Source organism: Alteromonas sp. MMG017 (genome assembly GCF_018100795.1).
GTDB lineage: Bacteria > Pseudomonadota > Gammaproteobacteria > Enterobacterales > Alteromonadaceae > Alteromonas.
Window position 1 is genome coordinate 374174 of sequence record NZ_JAGJDY010000003.1, and the last position, 24275, is coordinate 398448.

14 protein-coding genes are annotated in these 24275 nt (G+C 43.5%); 5 read left to right on the forward strand and 9 right to left on the reverse strand.

Going from position 1 to position 24275, the window contains the following annotated elements; genetic code table 11:
• Position 1: 1 nt before the first annotated feature.
• The 6 genes from J8L84_RS06355 to nudF form a co-directional block, all read right to left on the reverse strand.
• Positions 2-4504 (reverse strand): EAL domain-containing protein, encoded by a 4503-nt coding sequence (locus J8L84_RS06355; protein ID WP_211069944.1) that lies wholly within the window; start codon positions 4502-4504, stop codon positions 2-4.
• 516 nt (positions 4505-5020) lie between these two features.
• Complete coding sequence (parE, locus tag J8L84_RS06360) at positions 5021-6916, reverse strand: DNA topoisomerase IV subunit B (protein ID WP_211069945.1); 1896 nt, start codon at positions 6914-6916, stop codon at positions 5021-5023.
• A 250-nt stretch (positions 6917-7166) separates the two neighbouring features.
• Positions 7167-7751, reverse strand: coding sequence for a YqiA/YcfP family alpha/beta fold hydrolase (locus tag J8L84_RS06365; RefSeq protein WP_211069946.1), 585 nt, complete (start codon positions 7749-7751; stop codon positions 7167-7169).
• A complete protein-coding gene (locus J8L84_RS06370; protein WP_211069947.1) occupies positions 7748-8503 on the reverse strand; it encodes a metallophosphoesterase in 756 nt (251 codons plus the stop codon). The genes J8L84_RS06365 and J8L84_RS06370 overlap by 4 nt, the downstream gene beginning before the upstream one ends.
• Positions 8500-8895, reverse strand: a complete 396-nt coding sequence (locus tag J8L84_RS06375; RefSeq protein ID WP_211070041.1) for a DUF1249 domain-containing protein — start codon at positions 8893-8895, stop codon at positions 8500-8502. The genes J8L84_RS06370 and J8L84_RS06375 overlap by 4 nt, the downstream gene beginning before the upstream one ends.
• A 41-nt stretch (positions 8896-8936) precedes the next feature.
• Complete coding sequence (gene nudF, locus J8L84_RS06380; protein ID WP_211069948.1) at positions 8937-9563, reverse strand: ADP-ribose diphosphatase; 627 nt, start codon at positions 9561-9563, stop codon at positions 8937-8939.
• Between the two features lie 292 nt (positions 9564-9855).
• Here nudF and tolC point away from each other — a divergent pair, with 292 nt between their 5' ends.
• Positions 9856-11223 carry an outer membrane channel protein TolC gene (tolC, locus tag J8L84_RS06385; protein ID WP_211069949.1) on the forward strand — a complete coding sequence of 456 codons (1368 nt, stop codon included), beginning with the start codon at positions 9856-9858 and terminating at the stop codon, positions 11221-11223.
• Positions 11224-11493: 270 nt separating this feature from the next.
• Positions 11494-12318 carry an ion transporter gene (locus J8L84_RS06390; RefSeq protein WP_211069950.1) on the forward strand — a complete coding sequence of 275 codons (825 nt, stop codon included), beginning with the start codon at positions 11494-11496 and terminating at the stop codon, positions 12316-12318.
• Positions 12319-12478: 160 nt separating this feature from the next.
• Here J8L84_RS06390 and prsT read toward each other — a convergent pair whose 3' ends face one another.
• Positions 12479-15256: an XrtA/PEP-CTERM system TPR-repeat protein PrsT gene (gene prsT, locus J8L84_RS06395; protein WP_211069951.1), complete on the reverse strand. Its 2778-nt coding sequence runs from the start codon at positions 15254-15256 to the stop codon at positions 12479-12481.
• 216 nt (positions 15257-15472) lie between these two features.
• Between prsT and J8L84_RS06400 the strand changes: the two genes are divergently transcribed.
• From J8L84_RS06400 to J8L84_RS06410, 3 genes are all read left to right on the forward strand, one after another.
• A complete protein-coding gene (locus J8L84_RS06400; protein WP_211069952.1) occupies positions 15473-17239 on the forward strand; it encodes a DEAD/DEAH box helicase in 1767 nt (588 codons plus the stop codon).
• 125 nt (positions 17240-17364) lie between these two features.
• Positions 17365-18750, forward strand: coding sequence for a siroheme synthase CysG (gene cysG, locus J8L84_RS06405; protein WP_211069953.1), 1386 nt, complete (start codon positions 17365-17367; stop codon positions 18748-18750).
• A gap of 172 nt (positions 18751-18922) precedes the next feature.
• Positions 18923-19960 carry a hypothetical protein gene (locus J8L84_RS06410; protein ID WP_211069954.1) on the forward strand — a complete coding sequence of 346 codons (1038 nt, stop codon included), beginning with the start codon at positions 18923-18925 and terminating at the stop codon, positions 19958-19960.
• Positions 19961-20089: 129 nt separating this feature from the next.
• Here the strand turns inward: J8L84_RS06410 and J8L84_RS06415 are convergent, their stop codons facing one another.
• Together J8L84_RS06415 and J8L84_RS06420 are read right to left on the reverse strand one after the other, a co-directional pair.
• Complete coding sequence (locus J8L84_RS06415) at positions 20090-22078, reverse strand: sulfatase-like hydrolase/transferase (protein ID WP_211069955.1); 1989 nt, start codon at positions 22076-22078, stop codon at positions 20090-20092.
• On the reverse strand, positions 22078-23949 hold the full coding sequence (locus J8L84_RS06420; protein WP_348771815.1) for a sulfatase-like hydrolase/transferase: 1872 nt from the start codon (positions 23947-23949) through the stop codon (positions 22078-22080). The genes J8L84_RS06415 and J8L84_RS06420 overlap by 1 nt, the downstream gene beginning before the upstream one ends.
• Between the last annotated feature and the right edge of the window lie 326 nt (positions 23950-24275).

The window sequence follows — 24275 nt, forward strand, 5'->3', positions numbered from 1 at the left end:
ATTAGCTAATTTGTTTATTAAGCTCTGAGCAAGTAAGCATAGGCGAAAGAACGAGACCCTGTACTACATCGCACCCGATATCCCGTAAGTATTCGAGCTGCTGTTGAGTTTCAACTTTATCCGCGATGATTTTAAGACCTAGTGCTTTACCTGCATTAACCAAAGCTTGGATGAGTTTATTAGTGTCATTGCTATCGCTAGCATCGGCCATTAATCGGCTTGAAAGCTTAATTTCACTTGCACCGCTTCGCTGAAGCTGAGAGATAGCACTATGATAAAGGCCATAGTCATCAATGCTTATAACACTGCCCATTGAGGCCAATGTCTTCAACCGATGGTAAATTCGCTCTTCACCACTTTCAATATCTTTTTCTGAAACTTCAAATTTAAATAGACCAGCAGTGAGTTCATAACGCTCAAGTACTGCTACAAAGTTTTTAATAAAATCGGATGTGAGCAACTGTGCCCCAGATAAATTAATTGCTATGGCGGGCAGTTTGTTACCAAGCTGTATATATTGAGCAATTTCTCGCGCAACCAACTCAACCGCATGAAAGCCGATGGTTTCTATGAGCTTTCCACGCTCGGCAATATTAATGAATGACTCAGCACTGAGTACTTCACCATCACTATTTTTATAGCGCAGTAATGCCTCGGCGCCAATTATGGCATTCGAAGTAGACTCGAACTGCGGTTGGTATACCATTGAAAACTGTTTACCATCTAGCGCCACTTTAAGCTGTTTTTCAACTTCTAAACGAGCCAATGCCTGCTCTTTCATCTTCGCGGTAAAGTATTGATATTGATTGCGACCAGAAGATTTCGCTAAATACATGGCTTCATCTGCGTGCTGCAAGAGTATTTCTGAGCTGATCCCATCTGCAGGGTAAACGGCGATACCAATGCTCGCAGATACGGAAATAGAATGGGTAGACACATCAAATTCGCTTTGAACCTGACTGATAATACGTTTTGCAATATCATCAATTTCGTCGATATGAGAAGCCGATACTAAGGCTACAAACTCATCACCGCCAATTCGCGCCAACATATCTGTGTCTCGAATACATTGTTGCAGACGCTTAGTAACCTGCTTAAGTAGCAAGTCGCCCACTTTATGCCCTAAGTTATCATTAACTGGCTTGAAGTTATCTAGGTCAACAAAGAGTACACCGCACAGTTGCTTGCTGCGCTTCGCCCCATTTACCATTAATTCAAGGCGTTCAAGCAATACCGTCCTATTGGGTAAACCCGTTAATTCATCATGAGTAGCAAGATACTCAATACGGCGCTGCATATTTTTTATTTCGTCAATATTACTGTAAGACGCTACGTAATTAACAATATCGCCATTAGCGCCTTTTACTGCATTGACTGTTAGCCACATTTTTACATGGCTACCATCTTTCACTTTGTTTATGACCTCACCTTGCCAAAACCCTCGTTCGATCAACGAGGCCTTCATTGCAGCAAAGAAATCTTTAGAGTGCTCTCCTGATTCCAATAACTTAGGTGTTTTTCCGGTTAACTCCTGCTGAGAAAAACCCGTTAGCTCTGCAAATGTTTCATTAGTGGTAAGAATGCGCTGATTGGCATCGGTAACCAGGATAGCTTCACTGGTCCGCTCAAATATCTTGCCAGCTAAACGCAACTGTTCATTGGCATGTAACTCTTTTGAAATATCTGTTGCTTGGGTACAAATTGACTTAATAGTGCCTTCTGCATCAAAAATAGGGAATCGCACACTTTTGATAATAACTTTACCAGCCCGCAAGGTGAACTCATCAAGGGTTTCTACCGGGGATAAAGCACGCATGGTGTCTAAGTCTTTTTCACGGAACTGGCGGGCAGTATCTCGCTCAAAAATTTGAAGGTCGGTTTTACCAATCACATCTTGCGCGGTTACGCCAAAGACTTCTTCAAACCGAGAGTTCACAAACTCATATCGGCCCGCATTGTCTTTTAATGCAATTAACGCCAACGAGTTATTCATGATAGATAAAAGCTGCTCTTGGCTTTTTTCAATTCGCTCATGGGCAATAACCAATTCTGAATTATCAATAATAACTAAAATGGCCCCAGTGATGCGGTCTCGACTGTTTAGAATTGGCGTAATGAATACATTGTAAGTTTCTTGGCTCGATGGCTTGATCACCATGCTCGTTTTTACACCATTACGCAGGGTTTTACTTAAGCGCTTTTCAATGTCTTCAAAATAGTCAGGGAAATTAAGCGAGTACATTGGCTTTTTAAACGAGCCATTATTCAAGTGAAAACGGCGATTGGCAGCGTCATTCGTTCGGTTTAAGCAGGTATCGGTGTCAAACACCAAGATAGGGAAATCTAACGTGTTATAAACGCTCATTAACTCACTGTTTATGGCACCTAAATCAGCAGACTTACGCATGCTTTCTTCATTTACGCTAATGAGTTCTTCGTTAGTGGCTTGCAACTCTTCGTTGGTGGCTTCAAGTTCTTCGTTATTCGCTTGTAGCTCTTCGTTAGCGGCTTGCACTTCTTCATTAAGTGCCTGCATTTCTTCTGCAGAGGCAGCCATTTCCTCGGTAAGCGTTTGTAGTTGCTCACGCGCTGCAATCAGTTCGGCAACATCAGCTTCATTGGTTGCCGTCGGTTCTTTGGGCTCGGCATCAATAATAGCGTCGTCTTCGTAAAAATTAACTAAGTAGTGCTGAGGACTTTGGTTTTCTAGCGGCAACACCCTTAACTTCCACAGTAGGCTGTCATCGTCAGCGAGGCGCTTAGCTCGGCTTGTGACTATTTCACCAGTACGACTGGCCTTATTCACACAAGAAATTAAGTCTGCGGCGAAAGGCGCAGCAATGAGTTTCGATAAATTAAGATCGGGCACCCCGGATGGAAACGTAATAAAGCGTCGTAAGTTGCCATGTGAGTGCAAAATGGCAAACCTTTCACTGATGAGTAAACTTGGCCCAAAGCTATCTAGCACAGAGCGAGTGAAAATATTTTCGTAGCTGTTAGTGATAGCCGTTTTCGTTTTAGTTATATCTACATGGCTTTTTAGCATTTTCGGCAGTGCGGGAGGCTTAGACGCCTCGCTTACTTTAAAAATTCTACTGCGCCTATCAAGGGCAACAAACATATCTTCTGTAGAGCCAATCGATTCAGACTTACCTAAAAAGAGAATACCTTCTTTGGTTAGCGAATAACGAAACAGTGATAATACCCGCTGCTGTAAATCGCTATTAAAGTAGATAAGTACATTTCTAAACGACACCATATCAAGGTGTAAAAATGGCGGATCTCGCGTGATATCCTGACGAGAAAAGGTGATTACATCACGCAGTAATTTTTGCGGATAATACGCATTGTCAGCATACCGAAAGTATTTGTCGGTTAAATCGGATGAAAGGCTTGCAATGGCCTGAACAGAATAAGCCCCTTTGCGGGCAACTGAGAGTGCTTGTTCGTCGATATCAGTCGCAAAAATCTGTAAGTTGGCATCAATGCCCTGCTTCTCAATAGCTTCAAGAAATAAGATGGCTAATGAGTATGCCTCTTCCCCAGTGGCACATCCTGCTACCCATAACCGAATAGCATCGCCGCTGTTTTTATTCTCTACAATGCTTTGTATGTGCGTTTTGATAGCGTTAAAGGCAGTGTGATCTCTAAAAAAGTCGGTAACTGAAATTAAAAGCTCTTTCGACAATGCTATAACTTCATCGGCGTTATTGTCTAAATAGGTCAAGTAAGAGGGTAAATCTTCAGTTTGTGTGGCAATTAAACGGCGATTCACCCTGCGCAACAAGGTAGATTGTTTATAAAAACTGAAGTCTATTTTTGTAGCGGTTCTTATTTTTCCGTAGAGCTCACTCATCAATTCACTTCGAGTGTCTTCCTGCACCGCTAAGAAATTTCGCGCGATGTTTTGCGAAATATGTGCAATTTCTTGCCCCATTTCTTGGGGTTCAAGAATTGAATCCACAGCCACATTTTCAAGCGCCGCTTTGGGCATGCCATCATATTTTGCTGAGGCAGGGTCTTGTACAAAGGCAAATCCACCGACACCTTTGATGGCCTTAAGCCCTCTGGCACCATCGCCGCCAGTACCAGATAAGATAACGCCAATGGCGTGATCGCCAATTTCGTCAGCTAATGATTCAAACAAGAGGTTTACCGAAGGCTTAGGCGAAAGCTCATCCGGTGATTTATCGAGGTGTAAATACCCCTCTTTGTATTTGAGGTGGAAGCCCGGTGGGCCTACATAAATGGTGTTCGCTTTAATTTTGCAATGCGGTGTAGCCTCGACCACGGGGTATTCAGTTTCTCGCGCCAATATTTCTGTCATTTGGCTTTTATGGGTAGGCGATAAATGCTGAGCAATAATAAAAGTCGCATTAATAGCTTTTGGTAATTCGCTTACCAAGTTAATCAATGCTTCTATTCCGCCCGCTGAAGAGCCTACGCCAACAATAAAAGGAGCTATCTCAGGTTTAGTCACCCGCGATGACGGTAAGGATTCCATACTACATTTAGCTCCATTTGAGTTAACTGAGTGCCAATGCGAACATTCAGTATTTGCGGCATCTTCACCGCATCTAATACGCTTACTATACCAGTAATTAGCACTGTAGAAATATACTAAAGTCTAATCTTATTACGTTAAATAAAACGCGTTACGTGCCTAAAAGGTTCAAAACGCCCGTACTTGACGTTGAAAACTAACGAAAAGATCACGGCATTTTGCTGGTTTTATATAACGACGTCATCGGCGTTACTTGATAACTATTTCATCAAACTAAGTCTAGTTGCAAAATTGAGTCGACAATTAGGCAAGTAATAGGTTTATAGGTGGCTGAAAAGTAGGCGAGTAATAGTTAGTAACAGTAAAGAGTCCGAGGATAAAGCTCATAAATGGTAACTAAACTCATATTTATGGACTGTCATCATGAAGTGATAAGTAAACGGATAGGTAAATCGCGAAAGGTATTGCATAGGGTCAAAGCCATATCGATATCGATATGGCTAACAACGATGATGGTTACAGGTCAACTTCTGCCATATTCCCTTTGCTTTCAAGCCAGACTTTTCTGTCCCCAGAACGCTTTTTAGCTAACAGCATGTCCATTAACTCAAGCATTTCTGCAGAGTCTTCTATGGTAAGTTGCACTAACCTACGGGTGTTCGGGTCCATGGTCGTTTCACGAAGTTGTAAAGGGTTCATTTCACCTAGCCCTTTAAAGCGCTGAACGTTTACTTTGCCGCGCTTTTTCTCTGCCTCTATGCGATCCAATATGCCTTTTTTCTCGCCTTCATCTAGCGCATAGAAAACTTCCTTGCCCACATCGATACGAAATAGCGGCGGCATGGCTACATAAACATGACCTTGGTCGACTAACGTTCTAAAGTGCTTCACAAACAATGCACACAACAAAGTAGCGATGTGCAGTCCGTCGGAATCGGCATCCGCCAATATACAAATTTTACCGTAACGAAGGCCAGACAAATCCGTAGAGTCTGGGTCTATCCCTAACGCTACTGATATATCGTGAATTTCTTGTGACGCTAATACCTGTGAAGAGTCTACTTCCCAGCTATTTAGAATTTTACCGCGAAGCGGCATGATAGCTTGGAATTCTCGGTCTCTAGCTTGCTTGGCAGAACCACCTGCTGAATCCCCTTCCACTAAGAAAAGCTCAGAGTAGGAAATATCCTGAGACGAACAATCGGTTAACTTACCTGGCAGAGCTGGCCCTTGGGTTACCTTTTTACGCGCCACTTTTTTGTTTTGACGTAAACGGCGCTGTGCATTGTTAATACACATATCTGCCAAAGCTTCAGCCACTTCAGTATGTTGGTTTAACCATAAGCTAAACGCGTCTTTAACTACCCCTGACACAAACGCAGACGCTTGGCGTGACGATAAGCGCTCTTTAGTTTGCCCTGCAAATTGTGGGTCTTGCATTTTGGTAGACAAAATATAAGCACATCGGTCCCAGATATCATCAGGAGACAGCTTTACGCCACGAGGCATTAAGTTTCTAAATTCACAAAACTCACGCATAGACTCTAACAAGCCTTGGCGCATACCATTCACATGAGTACCGCCTTGGGCAGTAGGAATAAGGTTAACGTAACTTTCGGTAGTTAATTCACCGCCTTCTGGTAGCCACATTACCGCCCAATCAGCCCCTTCAGTGTTGCCTTTGAAGCTACCTACAAAAGGCACATCAGTAGGAAGTGTTTCGTACTCTTGTACCGCTTGATATAAGTAATCTTGCAAACCATCTTCGTAGTACCACTCTTGCGAGTCTTTAGCGATTTTATTGTCAAAACGAATACGTAAGCCTGGGCTTAGTACTGCTTTTGCACGAAGGTTATGAATAAGACGGCTGGCTGAAAATTTAGCTGAATCGAAATATTGCGGGTCGGGCCAAAAATGTACTCGCGTACCCGTATTGCGTTTGCCGCAGGTGTCTATCACCGCGAGCTCTTCAATTTTATCGCCATTGGCAAAGGCAATTTGATAAACGTTACTGTCGCGGCGAATAGTCACTTCTACCCGAGTAGAGAGGGCATTAACTACTGAAATACCCACCCCGTGTAATCCCCCTGAAAACGCATAGTTTTTGTTAGAGAATTTTCCCCCTGCATGCAGCTTACTTAAAATAAGTTCTACACCAGAGATTTTCTCTTCAGGGTGAATATCCACCGGCATACCACGGCCATCATCAATGACTTCAAGAGATTGGTCTTCATGCAAGATAACTTTAATGTTGGAAGCATGACCTGCTAGGGCTTCATCCACACTGTTATCAATAACTTCTTGGCCCAAATGGTTGGGTCGAGTGGTATCGGTATACATACCTGGGCGGCGCTTAACCGGGTCGAGACCGTTTAAGACTTCAATTGCATCAGAGTTATATTGATTTGACATAGTTATGGTTATTATTTAAGCCAGCAACAAGGGTTAACGTACGCAGAAGACAACTGCAACGCAAGATAAATTGATGTTACCAAGGCTTGCCTACCCTCGCAATGAAAAGGCGAAAGTCAGCAAGCTTGGTTAAAACGATGTGCCGTTAATACTAATGAATAATTACGAATAGTCGCGCAACAATGAGAAGCGAGTAGCCCCCCAAAAAAATTAGCAGCCTAAATTAGCAGCACAACTTAGCTAACGGCTTTTAGTCTTTAAGCAGAAAATCTGCAATGGCGGGCAAGTGATCTTCAAAGCCAATAAAGCTGTGATCGCCGCCTTCCTCTACCACTAGCGTACTCATTGCATATTTGGTTTCTGCTAAACGGTAATCTAAAGTTTCATCCTCAGTTTGCAATAACACCTTGTACGCTGGTGCATGCTGCAATTCTTTAGCGTCTAGCTTTTCTATCACTTCAATATCGCTTTCAACGATATTAAACACTTCGCCCGTATACGGGTTGGTATGTTCTCCAATAAAACCTTGCAGTAATTCATAAGGTTTTACCGCAGGGTTAATCAATACCGCTTTTCCCGAGAACTTTTCTATTAAAAAAGTAGACAAATAACCGCCCATTGAACTACCAATAACGCGCAGGCCATCTTCAATTAGCGCAGGTGTGCTTTCTATCAGTGCCAGCAACTGGCTTTCTACTTGGCTCGGGTAATTCGAAAGCGCGGGAATATGCAATGTTACATCGGGGTGATGCTGCTCAAAATACGCTTTGGTAGCCTGCGCTTTTACAGACTGTGGTGAACTTAAAAAGCCATGAAGGTATAACACGTGTTTCATGTTGTTTTTATTCTCTTTATATCGCAGGTTAACGTTCCATCACCGTGTAACCTAATTAATTGATAACCTGGCTGCTCGTCACTTAACGCAAATTCAGGTGCCATTTCCCACTGCCAACAACTTGCGGGGCAACCCATCACTGGTACTTTATTCTTGGTACCTAGCGTGTAACGAAGGGGCGAATGTACATGGCCATGAATAATGGCCGCTAATGGAATGCCTTCCTCTACCCAGTTCAAAAACTCACCGGCGTTTGCCAAGTCGTGTTTATCCATCCAGCTTTCTGATGGCGAGGCATGGTGGTGCATGGCAAGTAAATGATGGCGATGTGAATGTTCAGATACTTGTTTGCCTATAGCCTTAAGCTCAAAAATATCTACTTGCCCTCTCGCGCCTTCAAAACGTGTATCTACGCCGTGAATTTGCCAGTCGCCTAATTCAACTGGCGCGCCAGCAACAAGATGGTGAGCAGATAATGTATTAAAATGAGGGTTATTATCATGATTGCCAGCAATCACATAAACTGGTGCCTTGGCGTAGTTTTCTATTAACGCGGTAAAGTGCTGATAGCTTGTTAGAGAGTCATCGCCACTTATATCACCGGTAACGATAATCGTGCTGATATTGGCGCTGTGCTCGAAAGCCTCAACCAATATCTGTTTTAAGCTGTGATAGGGATTAATCGCACCATAACCTTGGCGAGTGGTATCACCAAATAAATGGCAGTCGCTAATATGCAGCAGGGTACTCACGCTAGCGACGTTACCTTAGGACGCAGTTTTCGGCAAAAATCTAACCATTCAGCAAGAAAGATATTCACCATTTGCTTTTCATTGCGTTGGCGCATTTTTAAATTAGGGTATTCGTACGAGGGTTGAAGCGCGCCCGTATTTTGGCTACTTATTACTTCGGCCATTCTGGCATCATGGTACAAACGCACCGTCATTGATGGTGTTAAATAGCTGGGCATATCGTTGGACGTTTGTTTAAGGCTTAATGTACTGGTGTATCGAGCAGACTCAATAATCTTAATTTCGTAGGTAAGCGTGTCGCCCACAGTAAATACGTAGTTAAGTTCCTCTGTATCACAATCGGGCAGAATACGAAGAATGTGCGCGTAGTTTAACTCGCACAATGCCTGCATTGTGGGTAGATGAGGGACGTATTTTCTGTGGGTACGTTGTGTCACGATATCTTCCATTGCTCCATTAGCGTGGATTTGTTCATAAAGAACCATTGTAGCGCAATTACTGCGGCAGCGTTGTCTATATGGCCGTTTTCCAGCCATTCAAGGGCAGTTTGCTCAGCCACTCTATGTACTTTGATATCTTCCGACTCAGTCTCTAATCCGTGAATGCCGTGGGCTTTTTCTGCATTGGTTTTTGCAATAAAAATATGAATACGCTCGGTGGTGCCCCCAGGGCTAGATAAATAACTCATTGCTTTGGTGAGATTTTCAAGCTCAATACCGGCCTCTTCCATCGACTCTCTATGGCATACATCTACTTCTGTTTCACCTTCATCAATCATGCCCGCAATTATTTCTATCAGCCAAGGGGTTGAAGATGTCGCTAATGCCCCTATTCTAAACTGCTCAATAAGAACAAATTCCTTCAAAATAGGATCGTAGGGCAATACGCCTACAGCATGACCGCGCTCAAATAGCTCTCGTTTCACTGTACCGCTTTGGGTGCCGTCGAAGCATTTGTGCGTAAACAGATATTCTTGCATGGTGAAAAAACCACGATAAACCGGTTTTACACTCGTAATTTCAACGTCGTTTGAGGTAAATGAAAGGATTTTCTTGCTCATTTGCAGACACTTTTGGTTCGAAACGATTTATCATGCATAGTACATAGACATACCACTTTTGTATACGCGCCCTAACCGCGGACGAAAGCATAAAAAGTTAATACCGAATTTTCTGAGATAAATGTGATTACTTGCCGATGAACAAGGTCGATCACATATTCTGTTACAGTTAAAGCAACACTGTTACGACTGTACTGTTTCGGTTTACGAATAAAATTTATACACTTCACATATTATTTATAATTATTAGCAGTCACTTAGACTCATCTAGACATAACAGGAAGACGTAAGCATGAATCGAAAACTTCTGTCGCTCGCAATCGGTTTCTCAGTAACAACCGGTGCGCTTGCCGATGATCTGACGCAAGTGTATCAACAAGCACTTGCCAATGACCCTTTGGTAAATCAAGCGAAAGCGCAGCGTGATGCTGCATTTGAAGGGATCAGCATTAGTCGTGCAAACCTTCTTCCTCAAATCTCTGGATCTATGTCTTATACCACCTCTACCACAGAGAACGCACAAACATTAGGTAGTGGCGCAGAAGACCTACAAGTCGTCACTTTTGAGACAGACTCTGACAGTATCGATTACGGTATTTCGTTATCTATGTCGTTGTACGATCATGCAAACTGGATTGGCTTAGATCGCGCCGAAAAGGTTGCAGAACAAAGCGATGCGCAATTAGCCGCAAGCATGCAAGATTTAATCGTGCGTACAGTTACCGCTTACTTTGATGTTTTACGTGCCCGAGATAGCGTTGAATTTGTTAACGCAGAAAAACGTGCCATTGAACGTCAGTTAGAGCAAACCCGACAGCGCTTTGAAGTAGGGCTTACTGCTATTACTGATGTGCACGAAGCACAAGCTAACTACGACAGCACTGTCGCTCAAGAGATTCAGGCTGAAAACCAACTAGAATTCGCTCTTGAAGCATTACGTGTGATCACCGGCAAGTACCACGACCGCTTGTTTGGCTTAGATAAAGAAACGTTTTCTGCCACTATGCCAGTGCCTGCAAAAGTCGATAACTGGCTAGAAACGGCGCAAGATAAAAACTTAGCATTGTTGGTTGACCGTTTAGCGATGGATATTGCTAAAGAAGATATCGCTGCTGCCCGTTCAGGCCACTTACCTACCCTTGATTTGTCGGCAAGCCTGGGGCGCTCGAAAAATGACGTAGATTCTCAGTTTATTCAGTACGAGACGCCTTACCTTGATAGCGAGTCAATTGGCCTTTCAGTGTCAATCCCAATTTACTCTGGCCATCGTGTAAGTTCGCAAACTGACCAAGCGAAATACCTTTACGTATCAGCCAGTCAAGCTGCTGAACAAACGTACCGTGAAACGGTTCAGTCTATTCGTAGCTCGTTTAATAACGTAAAAGCATCAATATCAACCATTCGCGCCCTTGAGCAGTCTGTGGTTTCTGCAAACAGTGCATTGAAAGCAACTGAAGCGGGTTTTGATGTAGGTACACGTACTATTGTTGATGTACTCGATAGCACCCGTAATTTGTTCGATGCACGTAACAACTTATCGGGCGCACGCTACGACTTTATCCAATCGGTTGTTACCTTAAAGCAAGCTGCAGGTACCTTAACCGGTGAAGATGTGGCTATTATCAACCGTGGCTTAAAGCCAATGGAAGACGCTGAATAGTCATCGACAACACAAACTGAAAAAATAATCTGGCGATACAACCAGTGTTATTAAAGAAGGCGGCATTAGCCGCCTTCTTTGTAAATGATGTAAAGTCAGAACATGATGTCAGGCACGCTAAGCCAGTAATATGCCGGTGATACAATTTTACTTGCAACAAGCACAATGCATCGTCCATGATGTTGCCCCTTTTTTATTATCCCTAAATAAGCCTATTTATCGTAAATGATTGGTAGCGCTTATTTGTTTGTAATGTGAGCAAAGAAAAACATGCAAGCTTCTGAGTTACAAAGTCGATTTGAACGTATTCGCGCTAATAAATGGTTTGAAGCCTTTGTGGTTAGCGTTATCGTCATTTCAGCGTTATTAGTAGGCGCTAAAACCTATGAACTGCCCGCTGGATTTGGCAGTGTCACCCTGCTACTTGATTGGTTTATCAGCGCTTTTTTCTTAACTGAAATCACTATTCGTTTTTTAGGCGAACGCCGAAAGCGAAATTTTTTCAAAAGCTTCTGGAATGTATTCGATACCGTCATTGTTATTATCAGCCTTATACCTGCCGATGATACTGAACTTGCCTTGATAGCACGACTAGTAAGGGTGTTTAGGGTGCTGCGGATGATCTCTATCATTCCTGAACTGCGCATACTCTTAGTGTCGCTGGTAAAAGCGTTACCGCAACTGGGCTACGTAATGTTGCTCATGTTTATCATTTTCTATATTTACGCTGCCGTGGGCAGTACGTTGTTTGGCGATATTAACCCTGTCCTTTGGGGCGACATTACCATCTCATTGCTTACCTTATTCAGGGTGATGACCTTTGAAGATTGGACCGATGTTATGTACGAAACCATGGAGGTTTATCCGCTAAGCTGGGTGTATTACTTAACCTTTATCTTCTTTACTGCGTTCGCCTTTTTAAACATGGTGATTGGCATTGTGGTGAACGTGATGGAGCGTGAGAATGAAAAAGCCAGGGAAGAGAAGGAAGCCTTGTTAAGAGCCGAATTAGAAGCCGAAGGCCATAGTGAACCTACATTACAAGACGTAATGGCAGAGCTTACCGCGATTAAGGCCAAACTCGAAAAACAATAATTCGCACTAATTAACAACAGTAAATAACAGACAATAAAAAAGCGCCTAGGGAAGATTGAAGTGGCAACCTAGGCGCTTTTTTTGTATTCACTTAGCTGTTAATGTCGCTATTATTTTAATTAAATCAATAGCTAATAGCTTCTAAGTAACGAATAACTTTTTATAACTTGTAGCTAGTTTTAAGCGTTTCTATACGCTGAAGTGATACTTCTTTTTCAAACTCTCTACTGGCTAAGCGACGCTTAGCTAATGCTTGTTTATCCATCTGCAATAATAGCTCTACGTGATTAAGATAAACCTCATCATTTAAGATAGGCCGAGTTGCAATATCTGAATACAGTTTAAGGGCGGCTTCTTTATCGCCTTTAGCAATCAGTATTTGCGCCAGCGTATCTACTGAGTCAGCATTTTCAGGTTGCAAAGACACGGCCTTTTTCGCCATGGTTTCAGCTTTATCTAGGTTTCCATTTTGAAAACTCAAAAACGCTAAGTTATTCAACACTACAAAGTTATCTGGGGTTTTAGTCAAAATAGTTTCATAGGTCGCTATGGCAGTTTCTTTATCGCGACCAATTTGGCGTTCAGCTAACAGCATGGCACTGCGTACATCGTTTGGCGTGTTATCCACATGCTTTTCAAGAAATGATAAAGCTTCGGCTTGTTTACCTGTCATTTCAAGAATAGCCACCATTAGCAAAGCCATGTCTGAGTTTGGCGTAGCTTCATAAGCCACCTCTGCATGTTCTAATGCTTGTTCTGGTTGCTTATCGATAACATACAGTCGTGCAAGAATACCGCGTACAAATGGCAGAGCTTGTACCTCATCAGAGGTGCCATTAATAACCTCCCATGCCGGTTTGCTTTGCCCCATCATGGCGTGGAAATACGCTTTTAAAAGGCTAATCTGTGCATCAGGACGCTTCGCTAATACTTTTTCAGTAAGCGCTAAACCTTCGCGGTAGTTATTCTCTGAATCAAGGATAAGCAACATGCCCAGTACCGCATTTTTATCTTGCGGGTAAAACGCGACCCAACGCTCAAACAACGCTTTGGCTTTTCCAACTTCGTTGGCACGAATTAGCCCTTGGCCTTTTAAATTCCAAAACGCCATTGGGGTGCTTTCATCACCTTCCACAGAGGCTAGCAAGTTATTGTTCTTGGCGACTTCACCCATTCGCGAATAAATACGGGCTAATAATAAACGCAAATCGATATCAGCTGATTGCGTTGCAAGTTGCTTCTCTAAGTAATCAACCACTACCCCATCATTATTTTCTCGCGCTTCTAGGGCATACCACATGGTCAACGCCTGCACGTCAGAAGGGTTATCTTTTATATGAGACTTAACAAGCGTAACAGCATCAGCAAACTGCTTCTGTGCAATCAGCAATTTCACCTTGGCATAAGCCACTTCTTTATTGGCACCCTCTAGCTTCTGAGCGCTATTTAGTAAGTCGGTTGCTGTAGTAAAGTCTTCCTCTACAATCGCAATGCTGGCTAGGTACACCAACGGCAAGGCCTCGTTTGGCGCTTGATCACGCCATTCGCTGGCAGCAACTTTGGCCTTTTCAAGTTCACCAGTAGCGATGTATGCGCGCAGCAAGGTATTTTGAGACGCTGTTGATTCTGGGGCCCGTTGAACCGCTTCTTCAATATTAACCAAACCGGTCACATCGTTTAATGAAAGTTGTAGCACTCCTAAACGAGCAAGATCTTCTGGCGAGGTATCAACAACCGCTTCGGTTTTTTCTACCATTTGCTTGGCACCAAGCACGTTACCTTCACGAAGTAATTGATACCCCGCTTTTGAAAATAACGCTGCGTCTGTGGTCGCGCCGCCTTCCACTCGGTTTAACACGGCAAGAGCTTCGTCGTTTTCACCCAGTTGCAACATGCTGTCTGCCAGCATTCTTAAGCCTGGGTGATTTTCAGGTAACCGTGATGCCACCATAGTTAGGTGTCGTTGGGCAGCTTCAAAATCTTGAATTTGATACGCGCTGAAACCGGCAACCAATCGCACCACTTGATCATTACGACCGTTTTGTACTGCTGTCTCTAAATGCGCTAACGCTTTTGCATGATTACCATTGGCCGATTCAATTATGCCTTTAAACGTATTTAACAGTGGGTGTGCTTCATTCAGCGTTAACAGCTCATCCACCACCGGCTCAGCACGTTCTAAATCACGCTGCTCTATTAGCAAAGCAGCGTAAGCGAACTTACTGGTCACGTCTTTTGGATAGGCTTTGGTGTAATCTTCATAAACACCAATGGCTTCTGGTTGTTTTTGTTCTAGTAGGTAAAGACGGGCAAGCTGCAATAAAACATCTTTGTTACTTGGCGCTTGCTTTCGCAGTATTTCAGTAGCCGTAAGTGCCTGCGCGTAGTCTTCACTAAGCACATGTTGGTAGCTTTCAATTAAGCCCTTATACACAGATTGCGTATCAAGGGTTAGTAAATCGTCTAGCAGTGCTTCAGCCTCTCCCAGTTTTTCTAACTGCACTAAAGCTTGAAGCTTATAAAAGCCGACTTCGGCAGATTCTACGGCAGTCATGCCCTCTGCACGATAATCCACTTCTCCTAAAGCATTTTCTGCACCCGACTGTTGATAAGCAACAGAGAGCAAGGGAATGACTTCGCTGGCGGGGTGGCCTAGCTCTAACGCTTTATTTAATTCTTTTTCGGCTGATACGTAATTATCATTTTGAAGGTATAATTTACCTAACTCAAAGCGAGGTACCGCTGCATTGGGGTCCATCTGAATGGCATTTTTATATTCAACAATTGCAGCAGCATTATTTTGATTTAGAGCATAAGCTCGTGCATCTTCGAGGTGAGCGTCTATCGATTTGTCGCCGCATCCTACTAAAAGGCTGCTCAAAATAAGAACTGCGATGGAAGATCGCTTAAAAATCTGCTGTGGGTATTTCTTATTCATTGTCGTTCCTTTGCCCTACATCATTTGAATTTCGAGGTATACCCGAAGTTTACACGACCAATTGTGCATTTTTTCGTCATTATTGTGCAATTTCGTGGCAACCTGACCATTATTCGAATATAATAACGTTTTTTGCAATACCGCGAGCACACTCCGACGTTTGAAGGCGTCCTACAGTATGCCGCACCCTCCTTACTTAAAGCATCAGGACCCTTAATGACAACAACTGTCGACATGACATTTAAAGATCTAAAACTACCAGAACCTATCTTACAAGCCCTTGAAAAAGTTGGCTACGAGAAACCGTCACCTATTCAAGCCGAGAGTATTCCATTACTGCTTGAAGGTCACGACTTACTCGGTCAGGCCCAGACAGGGACAGGAAAAACCGCAGCGTTTGCCCTTCCAATGTTGGCAAATATCGATCCTGAGCAACGTAAGCCGCAATTACTGGTACTAGCACCTACTCGCGAATTAGCGATTCAGGTAGCAGAAGCGTTCCAAGTGTACGCTAGTTTCAGCCATAAAATTAAAGTACTGCCTGTTTACGGCGGTCAATCTTACGACAACCAAATTCGCCAGCTTAAGCGCGGCGTTCAAGTTGTGGTAGGTACACCAGGTCGTGTAATCGATCATATCAAACGTAAAACGTTGGATTTAAGCGAACTTAAATTCCTCGTACTTGATGAAGCCGACGAAATGCTACGTATGGGCTTCATTGATGACGTTGAGCTTATTTTGAGCCACGCGCCAGCTGAACGTCAAACGGCGTTGTTCTCAGCCACTATGCCTGGTCCAATTAAGAAGATTACTCAGCGTTATCTTAAAGATCCTAAGCACGTAAAAATTGCGTCTAAGGTAAGTACTGCAAGTACTATCCGTCAACGTTACTGCCAAGTCGCGCCTCATCATAAGCTTGAGGCACTTACGCGTATCATGGAAGTAGAGCATTTTGACGGCATGATTATTTTCGTGCGTACTAAAACAGCGACTGTTGAACTTGCTGATAAACTTTCTGCACGTGGATACGATGTTGAACCGCTAAATGGTGATATTCCTCAGAACGCTCGTGAGCGTACTGTTGATAAGCTTAAGCAAGGTAACATTGATATCTTAGTAGCAACTGATGTTGTTGCACGTGGTCTTGATGTTGAACGTGTTAGTCACGTAGTTAACTACGACGTACCTTACGATAGTGAATCTTATGTTCACCGTATTGGTCGTACTGGCCGTGCTGGACGTCAAGGTGATGCAATCCTTTTCATCTCTCATCGTGAAAAGCGTATGCTTTTCTCTATTGAGAAGACGACTAAGCAGCCAATTGAAGCAATGCCAATTCCTTCAATTAGCGAAATCAACGAAACCCGTTTAAGCCGTTTCAAGCAATCTGTTATTGAAGCTACGCAAGATGACAGCATTGAAACGCTTATTCCATTGGTTGAGATGATTAAAGAAGAAGCTGAAGCTTCTCCTGAAGTGCTTATGGCAGCATTGCTTAAGATTGCCCAAGGTGATGAGCCGCTTATTCTTAAAGAAAGCGACCGCCCTGATCTTCATAGCAAACCACCTCGTGATAGCCGTGAACCTCGTGGCGATCGCAGAGATGGCCGCGGCGACGGTCGTGAGCGTAAGCCTAGAGCGCCTCGCACTGGTCGTAAGCCAGAAGCAGGTATGCAGCGCTTCCGTATCGATGTAGGTCATACACACGGTGCTAAGCCGGGTAATATCGTTGGCGCAATCGCAAACGAAGGTAACATGGATTCTAAGCACATTGGTGCTATCGAAATTTATGATAACTTCAGTACTGTTGATTTGCCTGAAGGTATGCCAAAAGAGACTAAAGATAAACTTCAAGGTACTCGCGTAGCGGGTCAACGTTTATCTATTCGCGAATGGTCTGATACACCACCAGCGAAGCGTGAGCGTGGCGACAACCGTGGTGAAAACCGCAGCCGTGATAACCGCGCACGTCGCAAGTCGTAAGATCGAAATAAAAGCAACTTCCGCCTTTATATAACGTTGTGGAATATAAAGGCTGATTTCGTTGTTTCTAATTAAAAAGAATTAGCGCAAAATAGCGTTAGTTCTTTTTTTTTATGTGCCCTTTGATGGATTACTTTCCCCTATTTTTAGATGCTCGCTCTCTTCGCTGCTTAATTGTTGGCGCTGGAGAAGTAGCCGCCCGCAAACTTGAGCTCATCATGAAGACCCCAGCTCACATCACTGTGGTGGCGCCTTGGGCATGCGATACGGTAAAACGTTTGGCACAAAACGAAAAAGTAACCCTGATTGAGCGAGAATTTATCGATAGCGATTTAGCCGACAAAGACATGGTTTTTATTGCCACTGATAAATCAGAAACCAATCAAGCTATTCACGATTTAGCTCGCGAACAAAAAGTGCTAGTAAACGTGGTAGATAACACACCACTTTGCCAATTCATTACCCCTTCTATCGTAGACCGTTCACCTATTATTATTGCCATGAGTAGCGGCGGCGTAGCGCCCGTACTATTGCGCTATTTGCGCCAAAAGCTGGAAACCGTACTACCTGCTAATTTAAGTAAACTGGGCGCGTTCTCTGAGAAATTCAGAGAAAAAGTAAAGCAAGCCTTAAATGGTGTTACTGCAAGGCGTTACTTTTGGGAAGACGTATTAGACGGTGATATTGCTGAGATGGTCGAAAAAGGCCAAGACAGTAAAGCCGATGCAGCTTTTGAGACCGCGCTTACGGCAGCGGCTGAAAACAACCAAGTGCAAGGCCAAGTTTATTTGGTAGGCGCAGGTCCTGGCGATCCAGACTTACTCACCTTTCGCGCATTGCGCTTAATGCAAAAAGCCGATGTGGTAGTTTACGATAGATTAGTGTCACCACAAATTTTAGAACTCGTTCGCCGCGATGCCGAAAAAATTTACGTGGGTAAAGCAAAGAGCAACCATAGCTTGCCGCAAGATGACATAAACCAATTGATGGTTGATGAAGCGAAAAAAGGTAACCGTGTAGTGCGCTTAAAAGGCGGAGACCCGTTTATTTTTGGCCGTGGCGGGGAAGAGATTCAAACTCTTATTCAGTACGGTATTGAGTTTCAAGTTGTGCCCGGTATTACCGCGGCCAATGGCGCATCTAGTTATGCAGGCATTCCATTAACCCATAGAGATCACGCCCAATCAGTGGTGTTTGCTACAGGTCACTTAAAAGACGGTACCATCGATTTAAATTGGCAATCACTCGCACACGCTAATCAAACGATTGTGTTTTATATGGGGTTAACGGGTTTACCCATTATTTGCGAAAAGCTAATTGAAAATGGTCTTACCGCAGATACCCCTATTGCCCTTATCCAATCGGCCACTACTGAAAATCAGGTAGTGGTAACAGGCACGCTTAGCGATATTACACAAAACCCTGCTACATCTGCGTTAAAGCCCCCTACACTCATTATCGTAGGTACAGTAGTAAATTTGCATAACCAGCTCAATTGGTTTGGTGACTAACTTCCCCTTGTGAGAAGGCGTTGGTTTTAACTAATTTGTTGCAATTTACCCCTGTGTACGCATACTGAATTAATCAGCTAAGCGGCATGTCGGCATTTATACATTGGTAATCACACCAAAGCGAAGGTTTCAATTTGTAGGGCATGTAAGCCGTCTTTGCAGGCAAACGGCGATGTTTGTCATAGGCTTATCTACTCGGTTATTTAAGCCGTTAGCGCTCTGGTTAGCCTTTCCGCTTGCCTTTTCACTGGCACCGCCACTAGCCCTGCCGCTTAGGATCGCACTTTTTCTTCTTTGTTTTGCCCCTATCGCTACTTACGCATCGCAACTCTCTTTCGACAAAACCGTGACGCCTGATGATATTCAGTTCAAATATCGATGGCTAGATAGCGAAGGCATGGAGCAAACCATTGCATTCTCTTTGCCTAATAGCGCGTTAAAGGTAGCGCCTACCACACAAGCCAACTATAAACCTGAAATAGCCCAGCGTTACGTTACTGTGTCGTTATTGAAAGAGGCAAAAAAAGTCGATCCGCGCGAAGCCGTTGTGTCAGTTACCCATGAAAATGACGCCGTTAATATTAAGGTTAAATCAACCAAGCCAAATAAAGCTGACCAAATATTATTTCAACTAAAAGACGTGCAACGAACCGCTTATTCTGACTACCTTGATAAGCATTATTACACCCGATTCACCACGCTTTTTAACCAACAAGCGGTAAAGCCGGACCACCTTCGCTACGTTGCACAAACGTTTGAATCGCTTAGGCCTATATCGGAAGCATTTTATGACAAAATAGGTCGTATCGAAAACAACCGCGCTTATTTGCAGCTTTTACTCAGCTGGGTTCAAAGCATTCCTTACGACACGCTGGAAGATAGAGTTGCTAGTAACGGTTCAGGGTTTGCGCCGCCTCTAGGGTTACTGATGCAAAACAGAGGCGACTGCGACAGTAAGGCGGTGCTGACGGGCGCTTTGGTACGTGCCTTTCTTCCTTCTACCAACATCATTATGGTTTTTCTTCCCCATCATGCGTTACTAGGGGTGGCGATAAACGCCACTTCCGAAGACGAGAAGTTAGACGTTGAGGGTAAGACTTACGTGCTTTTTGACCCAACCGGCCCAGCCCTTATCCCCTTTGGCGACATTTCAGAAGATACGAAACGCTACATCTCTACAGGCCGCTATCAAGTGGAGCATATTGACTAGCATAGTTCTTGATTGGCTATCGGTTAGCTTTCAATTATTTTTCCAATCGCTCCCAGCCAATTCCATCATTAAGCTCAGTAGTTAAACCATCTATAGTCCATACCATGTGGTTTAATTACCCGATACAGTTTATAGCCCTGCAGTGCATGAGGCCTCTTCACTAAGCGCTTTTGGTAAACGGTAATCATGGGCGCCCGACGCAAAGTTTGATTCAAAAGAGACGTTTTCTTTTTGCCAATCTATCTCTAATCGCTTATCGCCCAAAAAGATGTTTTGTGTTTTTGTGCGCAGCGCAGCAGCAATATCAGCGTAATCTTTGTGGTAAGCCACGTTCTCTCGCTCATTTGGGTCGCAGGCTAAATCATACAGCGCCATTTCAACATCACCTGAGCTAGCATTAACAGCCCAATGAATATCTTCGCCTGGCGCATGGGTTTCCCCCGGCTTGCCTAATTTGGGTCGTACTTTCATAGAAAAGCCAAATCGCTTTGTTCTCAAATAAGCACGATCACCTATAATTTGATTTAATTCACCTAAGACATAATCTCGCTTCAAAGCTGGCTTTCGAATAACCGAAGCCAAATCGAAACCATCTAAATGAGATAGCTTTTCATCATTATCTACATCAAGGCCTGAAGCTGCTAGTATCGTTGGCGCAATATCCACATATTCAACAAAGTCGTTATATACCGTACCCTTCGGAAAATATTCACCGGAAGAATCGACAACAATCATCGCCCCATGATTAGATTTATTCCAAGGCCCAAACTTTGCAGAAATGCCCTGTTCACCTAGGTGCCAGCCGTGATCCCCTACCGACATCACAATCAAATATGGCCGCCCCGATGTTTCATTAAATGCCTTGAATTTTTCAATCGCCTCGCCGATCAAAGCATCACCATAAGCTGTAAAAGCATAGTAGTCCTGAATGGTTTTGAGCTTTTCTTCGTTTGTCATACCATCCGTTTTCATATTCTTATATAGCTTCACCAATTGTGGTGGCAAACTTTCTAATTCAGACTTTGAAAACTCAGGAACACGGTATTGTTTAGTTTTAAACCGGTCACGAAAAGATTTAGGAGGGAGCACTGGCGTATGGGGAAAACCGAAACTTAAACTTAGCATTACCGGCTTAGTCGGATCTGGTCCTTCAATTTTGTCGCCAAGTACAGAAGTATACGAAGTGTTTGGATGACTTAAATACTGAGTAAATGCCTTTAATATAAAGCCATCTAGTGTTTCACCAGCGGGCTTGGGACTCTCCCCTGCTAGAATCAACGATTTAAGGCTTCGGGTATAAGAGCGCACAATATCCAGTTCTTCATCAATTGGGTTTTTAGCGCCAATACTCTTGCCATTTTCACTGACTAAAAAAGATTTTTTACTGCCATCAGAATAATAAAAATGCTCGGATGTCGACAGTGGCTTCCATGTATCAGGATCGTAAACGGTATTTTTACCCCAATCAGTAAACCCAGCTTTACTTAGCGCATATCGCTCAACCTCAAAATCATAAGTTAAGGGTGTCTGCCGCTCACCTTGTTCAGGCTGCCATTCTCGTAGCCGCAAACCTGACTTTCCACTAAGCATTGTTTGATAACCGGCTTGTCGTAGTATTTCAGGTATTGTCGGTTTTGCATGTTCGTTCCCACGATGGGCATACTCAAAGCCATAGCGTCCACTTCTGTGAGGATATTGTCCTGTCGCCATAGAGTATCGTGAGGGAGAGCAACCTGGAGACTGACTATATGCATAAGTAAACAACACGCCTTCCTTTGCTAAGGCATCGATATTCGGCGACTCTACATAGCCCAACGCACTTTCACTCGTTCCCCTAATGATTCGGTTGACGGCAGCGATTGAGTCAGCACGTTGATCATCAGTTAAAATCCATAATATGTTCGGCTGTAGCTGTGGTTTCTTGTGTACATGACGGGTGGATTCATCTGCAACATCGCCCTGCATTGGGATATCTGAAGAAGAGGTTGGTGATAAAGGTAACCTTTCATTTCCGCTATCTTGGGGTGCAGTGAAGCTGCACCCGAGTATTAAACTCGAGGTCACAGCTGCACATGTGAAAAAGGCGCATTGCATAAAGCGGCTTTGTAAGTATTTCATTAATTTATCGCCACATTTTGTGGAACTGAAGGAATTAAGTCTTTAGGAATATCCAACCGTTTGTCATCAGCGCCTTCAGCGAAATTACTTTCTACATAACTATTTTCTTTTGACCAGTCCACCTCAATTCTGCCATCGCCTAGCACTATGCTGCCTAGTTTATTTCTAAGCCATAGCGCTAAAGGTCTATAGGCCTCTGTATCAGCGACATTTTGCCTCTCTAACGGATCCACAGCTAAATCGTATAATGCCATGTCGACCTCATTCGCATCTGCATCTAATGCCCAACGCATGCGCTCACCGGGCGCTGCGCCTGGAGGTCGAGTTCGCATAGAAAAACGAAACCGTTTTGAATGCAGGTATGCGCGAGGCCCTACCACCACATTTGTCTCACCCAAGATATACTCTCGCTTTGGCGCCTCACCAGCTGCGACATCAAGTAAGCTGTAACCATCTAAATGATTAAACCTTTCTTGCTTAATATCGACCCCTGCCAGATCTAGTATGGTCGGCGCAAAATCAACAAATTCAACCAAATCATGATTAACCAAACCACGAGGAACTAAAGACTTATCAGAGGCTGTAATGATTGCAGCATTGGCTACACTTTGTTGCCAAGGACCAAACTTTGCCTCGATTCCTTGCTCACCTAGATGCCAGCCATGATCACCCACGGTATAAACCACCACCCAAGGGCGGCCTTGTTTTTTACTGTAAGCTTTAAAAGCGTCTACCGCTTCGCCAATAAGCTCATCGCCATGCGCAGTAAATGCATAATAGTCCTGTATTGCTTGCTGAACTTCAGCATCTGTCATGCCTGTAATTTTAGTGGCGTGATACATTTTTTGAAGTTGCGGAGGCAACTTCTCTACCTCAGATAATTCGAATTTTGGAACCTTGTATTCCTTTGTTTTAAAACGGTCTCTTACAGACTTAGGCGGTAAAACAGGCGTGTGAGGTAAATGGAAGCCCAAATTAATGAACAATGGTTTATTAGAATCAGCGCCTTTTGCAGGCTTCCCTGATAACGTCGTGTAGGCTTGCTTAGCATTTTCTAAATGATTACGTAACTCCCTAACCACCTTCGCATCAATAGTTTCAGTAGCCGTATTTGGATTCACGCCACCAATAATGAGATTGGGGTTGCTGCGTGTATAACTTCGTAATATATCGAATTCTTCATCGGTCTTTCTTCGCAGCGCAAGATCCTGCTCACTAATCTCTCCCTCTTTACTTTTAATTAAATAACTTCTGCTAGTGCCATCTGGGTAGTTCACGTATTCGCTATAGCCAATAGGGGTTGAATTACCAGGTTCGTCGCCATATGACGCTCGGGTGTAAATATCACCAATACCATGGTTTTGCAGGTCATGTTTGAAGTGCACCCTAAAATCAAATAAAGGAAGTTTATTGAACGTCTGGCCGGGGCCCCACTGCATAAAGTAATGATCTTCTTTGCCAAACATTGCAGTGTAATAGCCTGCACCTTTTAGGTATTCAGATAACAAAGGTTTAGAAAAATCAGGCCCGGGGTGTGACAACTCAAACGCAAATCGCCCGGTACGAAAGGGATATCTACCAGAATGTAATGCGGCCCGCGATGGCGCACATACCGGAGAGTTAGTGAAGGCCTGGGTAAATAGCACGCCTTCTTGGGCTAACTGATCAGCACTGGGAGATTCTATATACCCTAACGGGCTTTCACTTTGCCCATATATGGCTTTGTTGTACGCAGACACCGAATCCGGCCGATGGTCATCGGTAATTATCCAAAGAATGTTGGGCTGAACTTTATCTGCTGCAGTGGCATTTAAACTAGGGGTCGTACTGTCTTGAACGTGAGGTTGTGAATCGGTTGCTATTTTTGACACGTTATCCTGTGATTCATGTGCACACGAAATGATTCCAAACATGGCTGGCACTATTAAAAGAATTGAGAGACGAGAATGTTTCATTGCTAGGACCTGTTCAGAATTTAATGAATAAATGAACACTTTAAGCAGATAGTAATCGCACTAACCATCTGCCAAATAATAGCGCTCAACATAACACAAGTTGCCATATTGTTAACAATTACCAAAAATAAATCAACCTCTCATTTAAACCCGATAATTAATTGCACCCACTGTCATAAATGTGAATTTAATAAAAAACATTATTTATCAACAAAATGAAAGCTACCTCTTTTCAATAAAAA

What these genes read in the sequence shown, in the direction of transcription:
- J8L84_RS06355 (WP_211069944.1), bottom strand. Translation starts at nt 4,504, where the DNA reads ATGGAATCCTTACCGTCATCGCGGGTGACTAAACCTGAGATAGCTCCT.
- parE (WP_211069945.1), bottom strand. Translation starts at nt 6,916, where the DNA reads ATGTCAAATCAATATAACTCTGATGCAATTGAAGTCTTAAACGGTCTC.
- J8L84_RS06365 (WP_211069946.1), bottom strand. Translation starts at nt 7,751, where the DNA reads ATGAAACACGTGTTATACCTTCATGGCTTTTTAAGTTCACCACAGTCT.
- J8L84_RS06375 (WP_211070041.1), bottom strand. Translation starts at nt 8,895, where the DNA reads ATGCAGGCATTGTGCGAGTTAAACTACGCGCACATTCTTCGTATTCTG.
- nudF (WP_211069948.1), bottom strand. Translation starts at nt 9,563, where the DNA reads ATGAGCAAGAAAATCCTTTCATTTACCTCAAACGACGTTGAAATTACG.
- tolC (WP_211069949.1), top strand. Translation starts at nt 9,856, where the DNA reads ATGAATCGAAAACTTCTGTCGCTCGCAATCGGTTTCTCAGTAACAACC.
- J8L84_RS06390 (WP_211069950.1), top strand. Translation starts at nt 11,494, where the DNA reads ATGCAAGCTTCTGAGTTACAAAGTCGATTTGAACGTATTCGCGCTAAT.
- prsT (WP_211069951.1), bottom strand. Translation starts at nt 15,256, where the DNA reads ATGAATAAGAAATACCCACAGCAGATTTTTAAGCGATCTTCCATCGCA.
- J8L84_RS06400 (WP_211069952.1), top strand. Translation starts at nt 15,473, where the DNA reads ATGACAACAACTGTCGACATGACATTTAAAGATCTAAAACTACCAGAA.
- cysG (WP_211069953.1), top strand. Translation starts at nt 17,365, where the DNA reads ATGGATTACTTTCCCCTATTTTTAGATGCTCGCTCTCTTCGCTGCTTA.
- J8L84_RS06410 (WP_211069954.1), top strand. Translation starts at nt 18,923, where the DNA reads ATGTTTGTCATAGGCTTATCTACTCGGTTATTTAAGCCGTTAGCGCTC.
- J8L84_RS06415 (WP_211069955.1), bottom strand. Translation starts at nt 22,078, where the DNA reads ATGAAATACTTACAAAGCCGCTTTATGCAATGCGCCTTTTTCACATGT.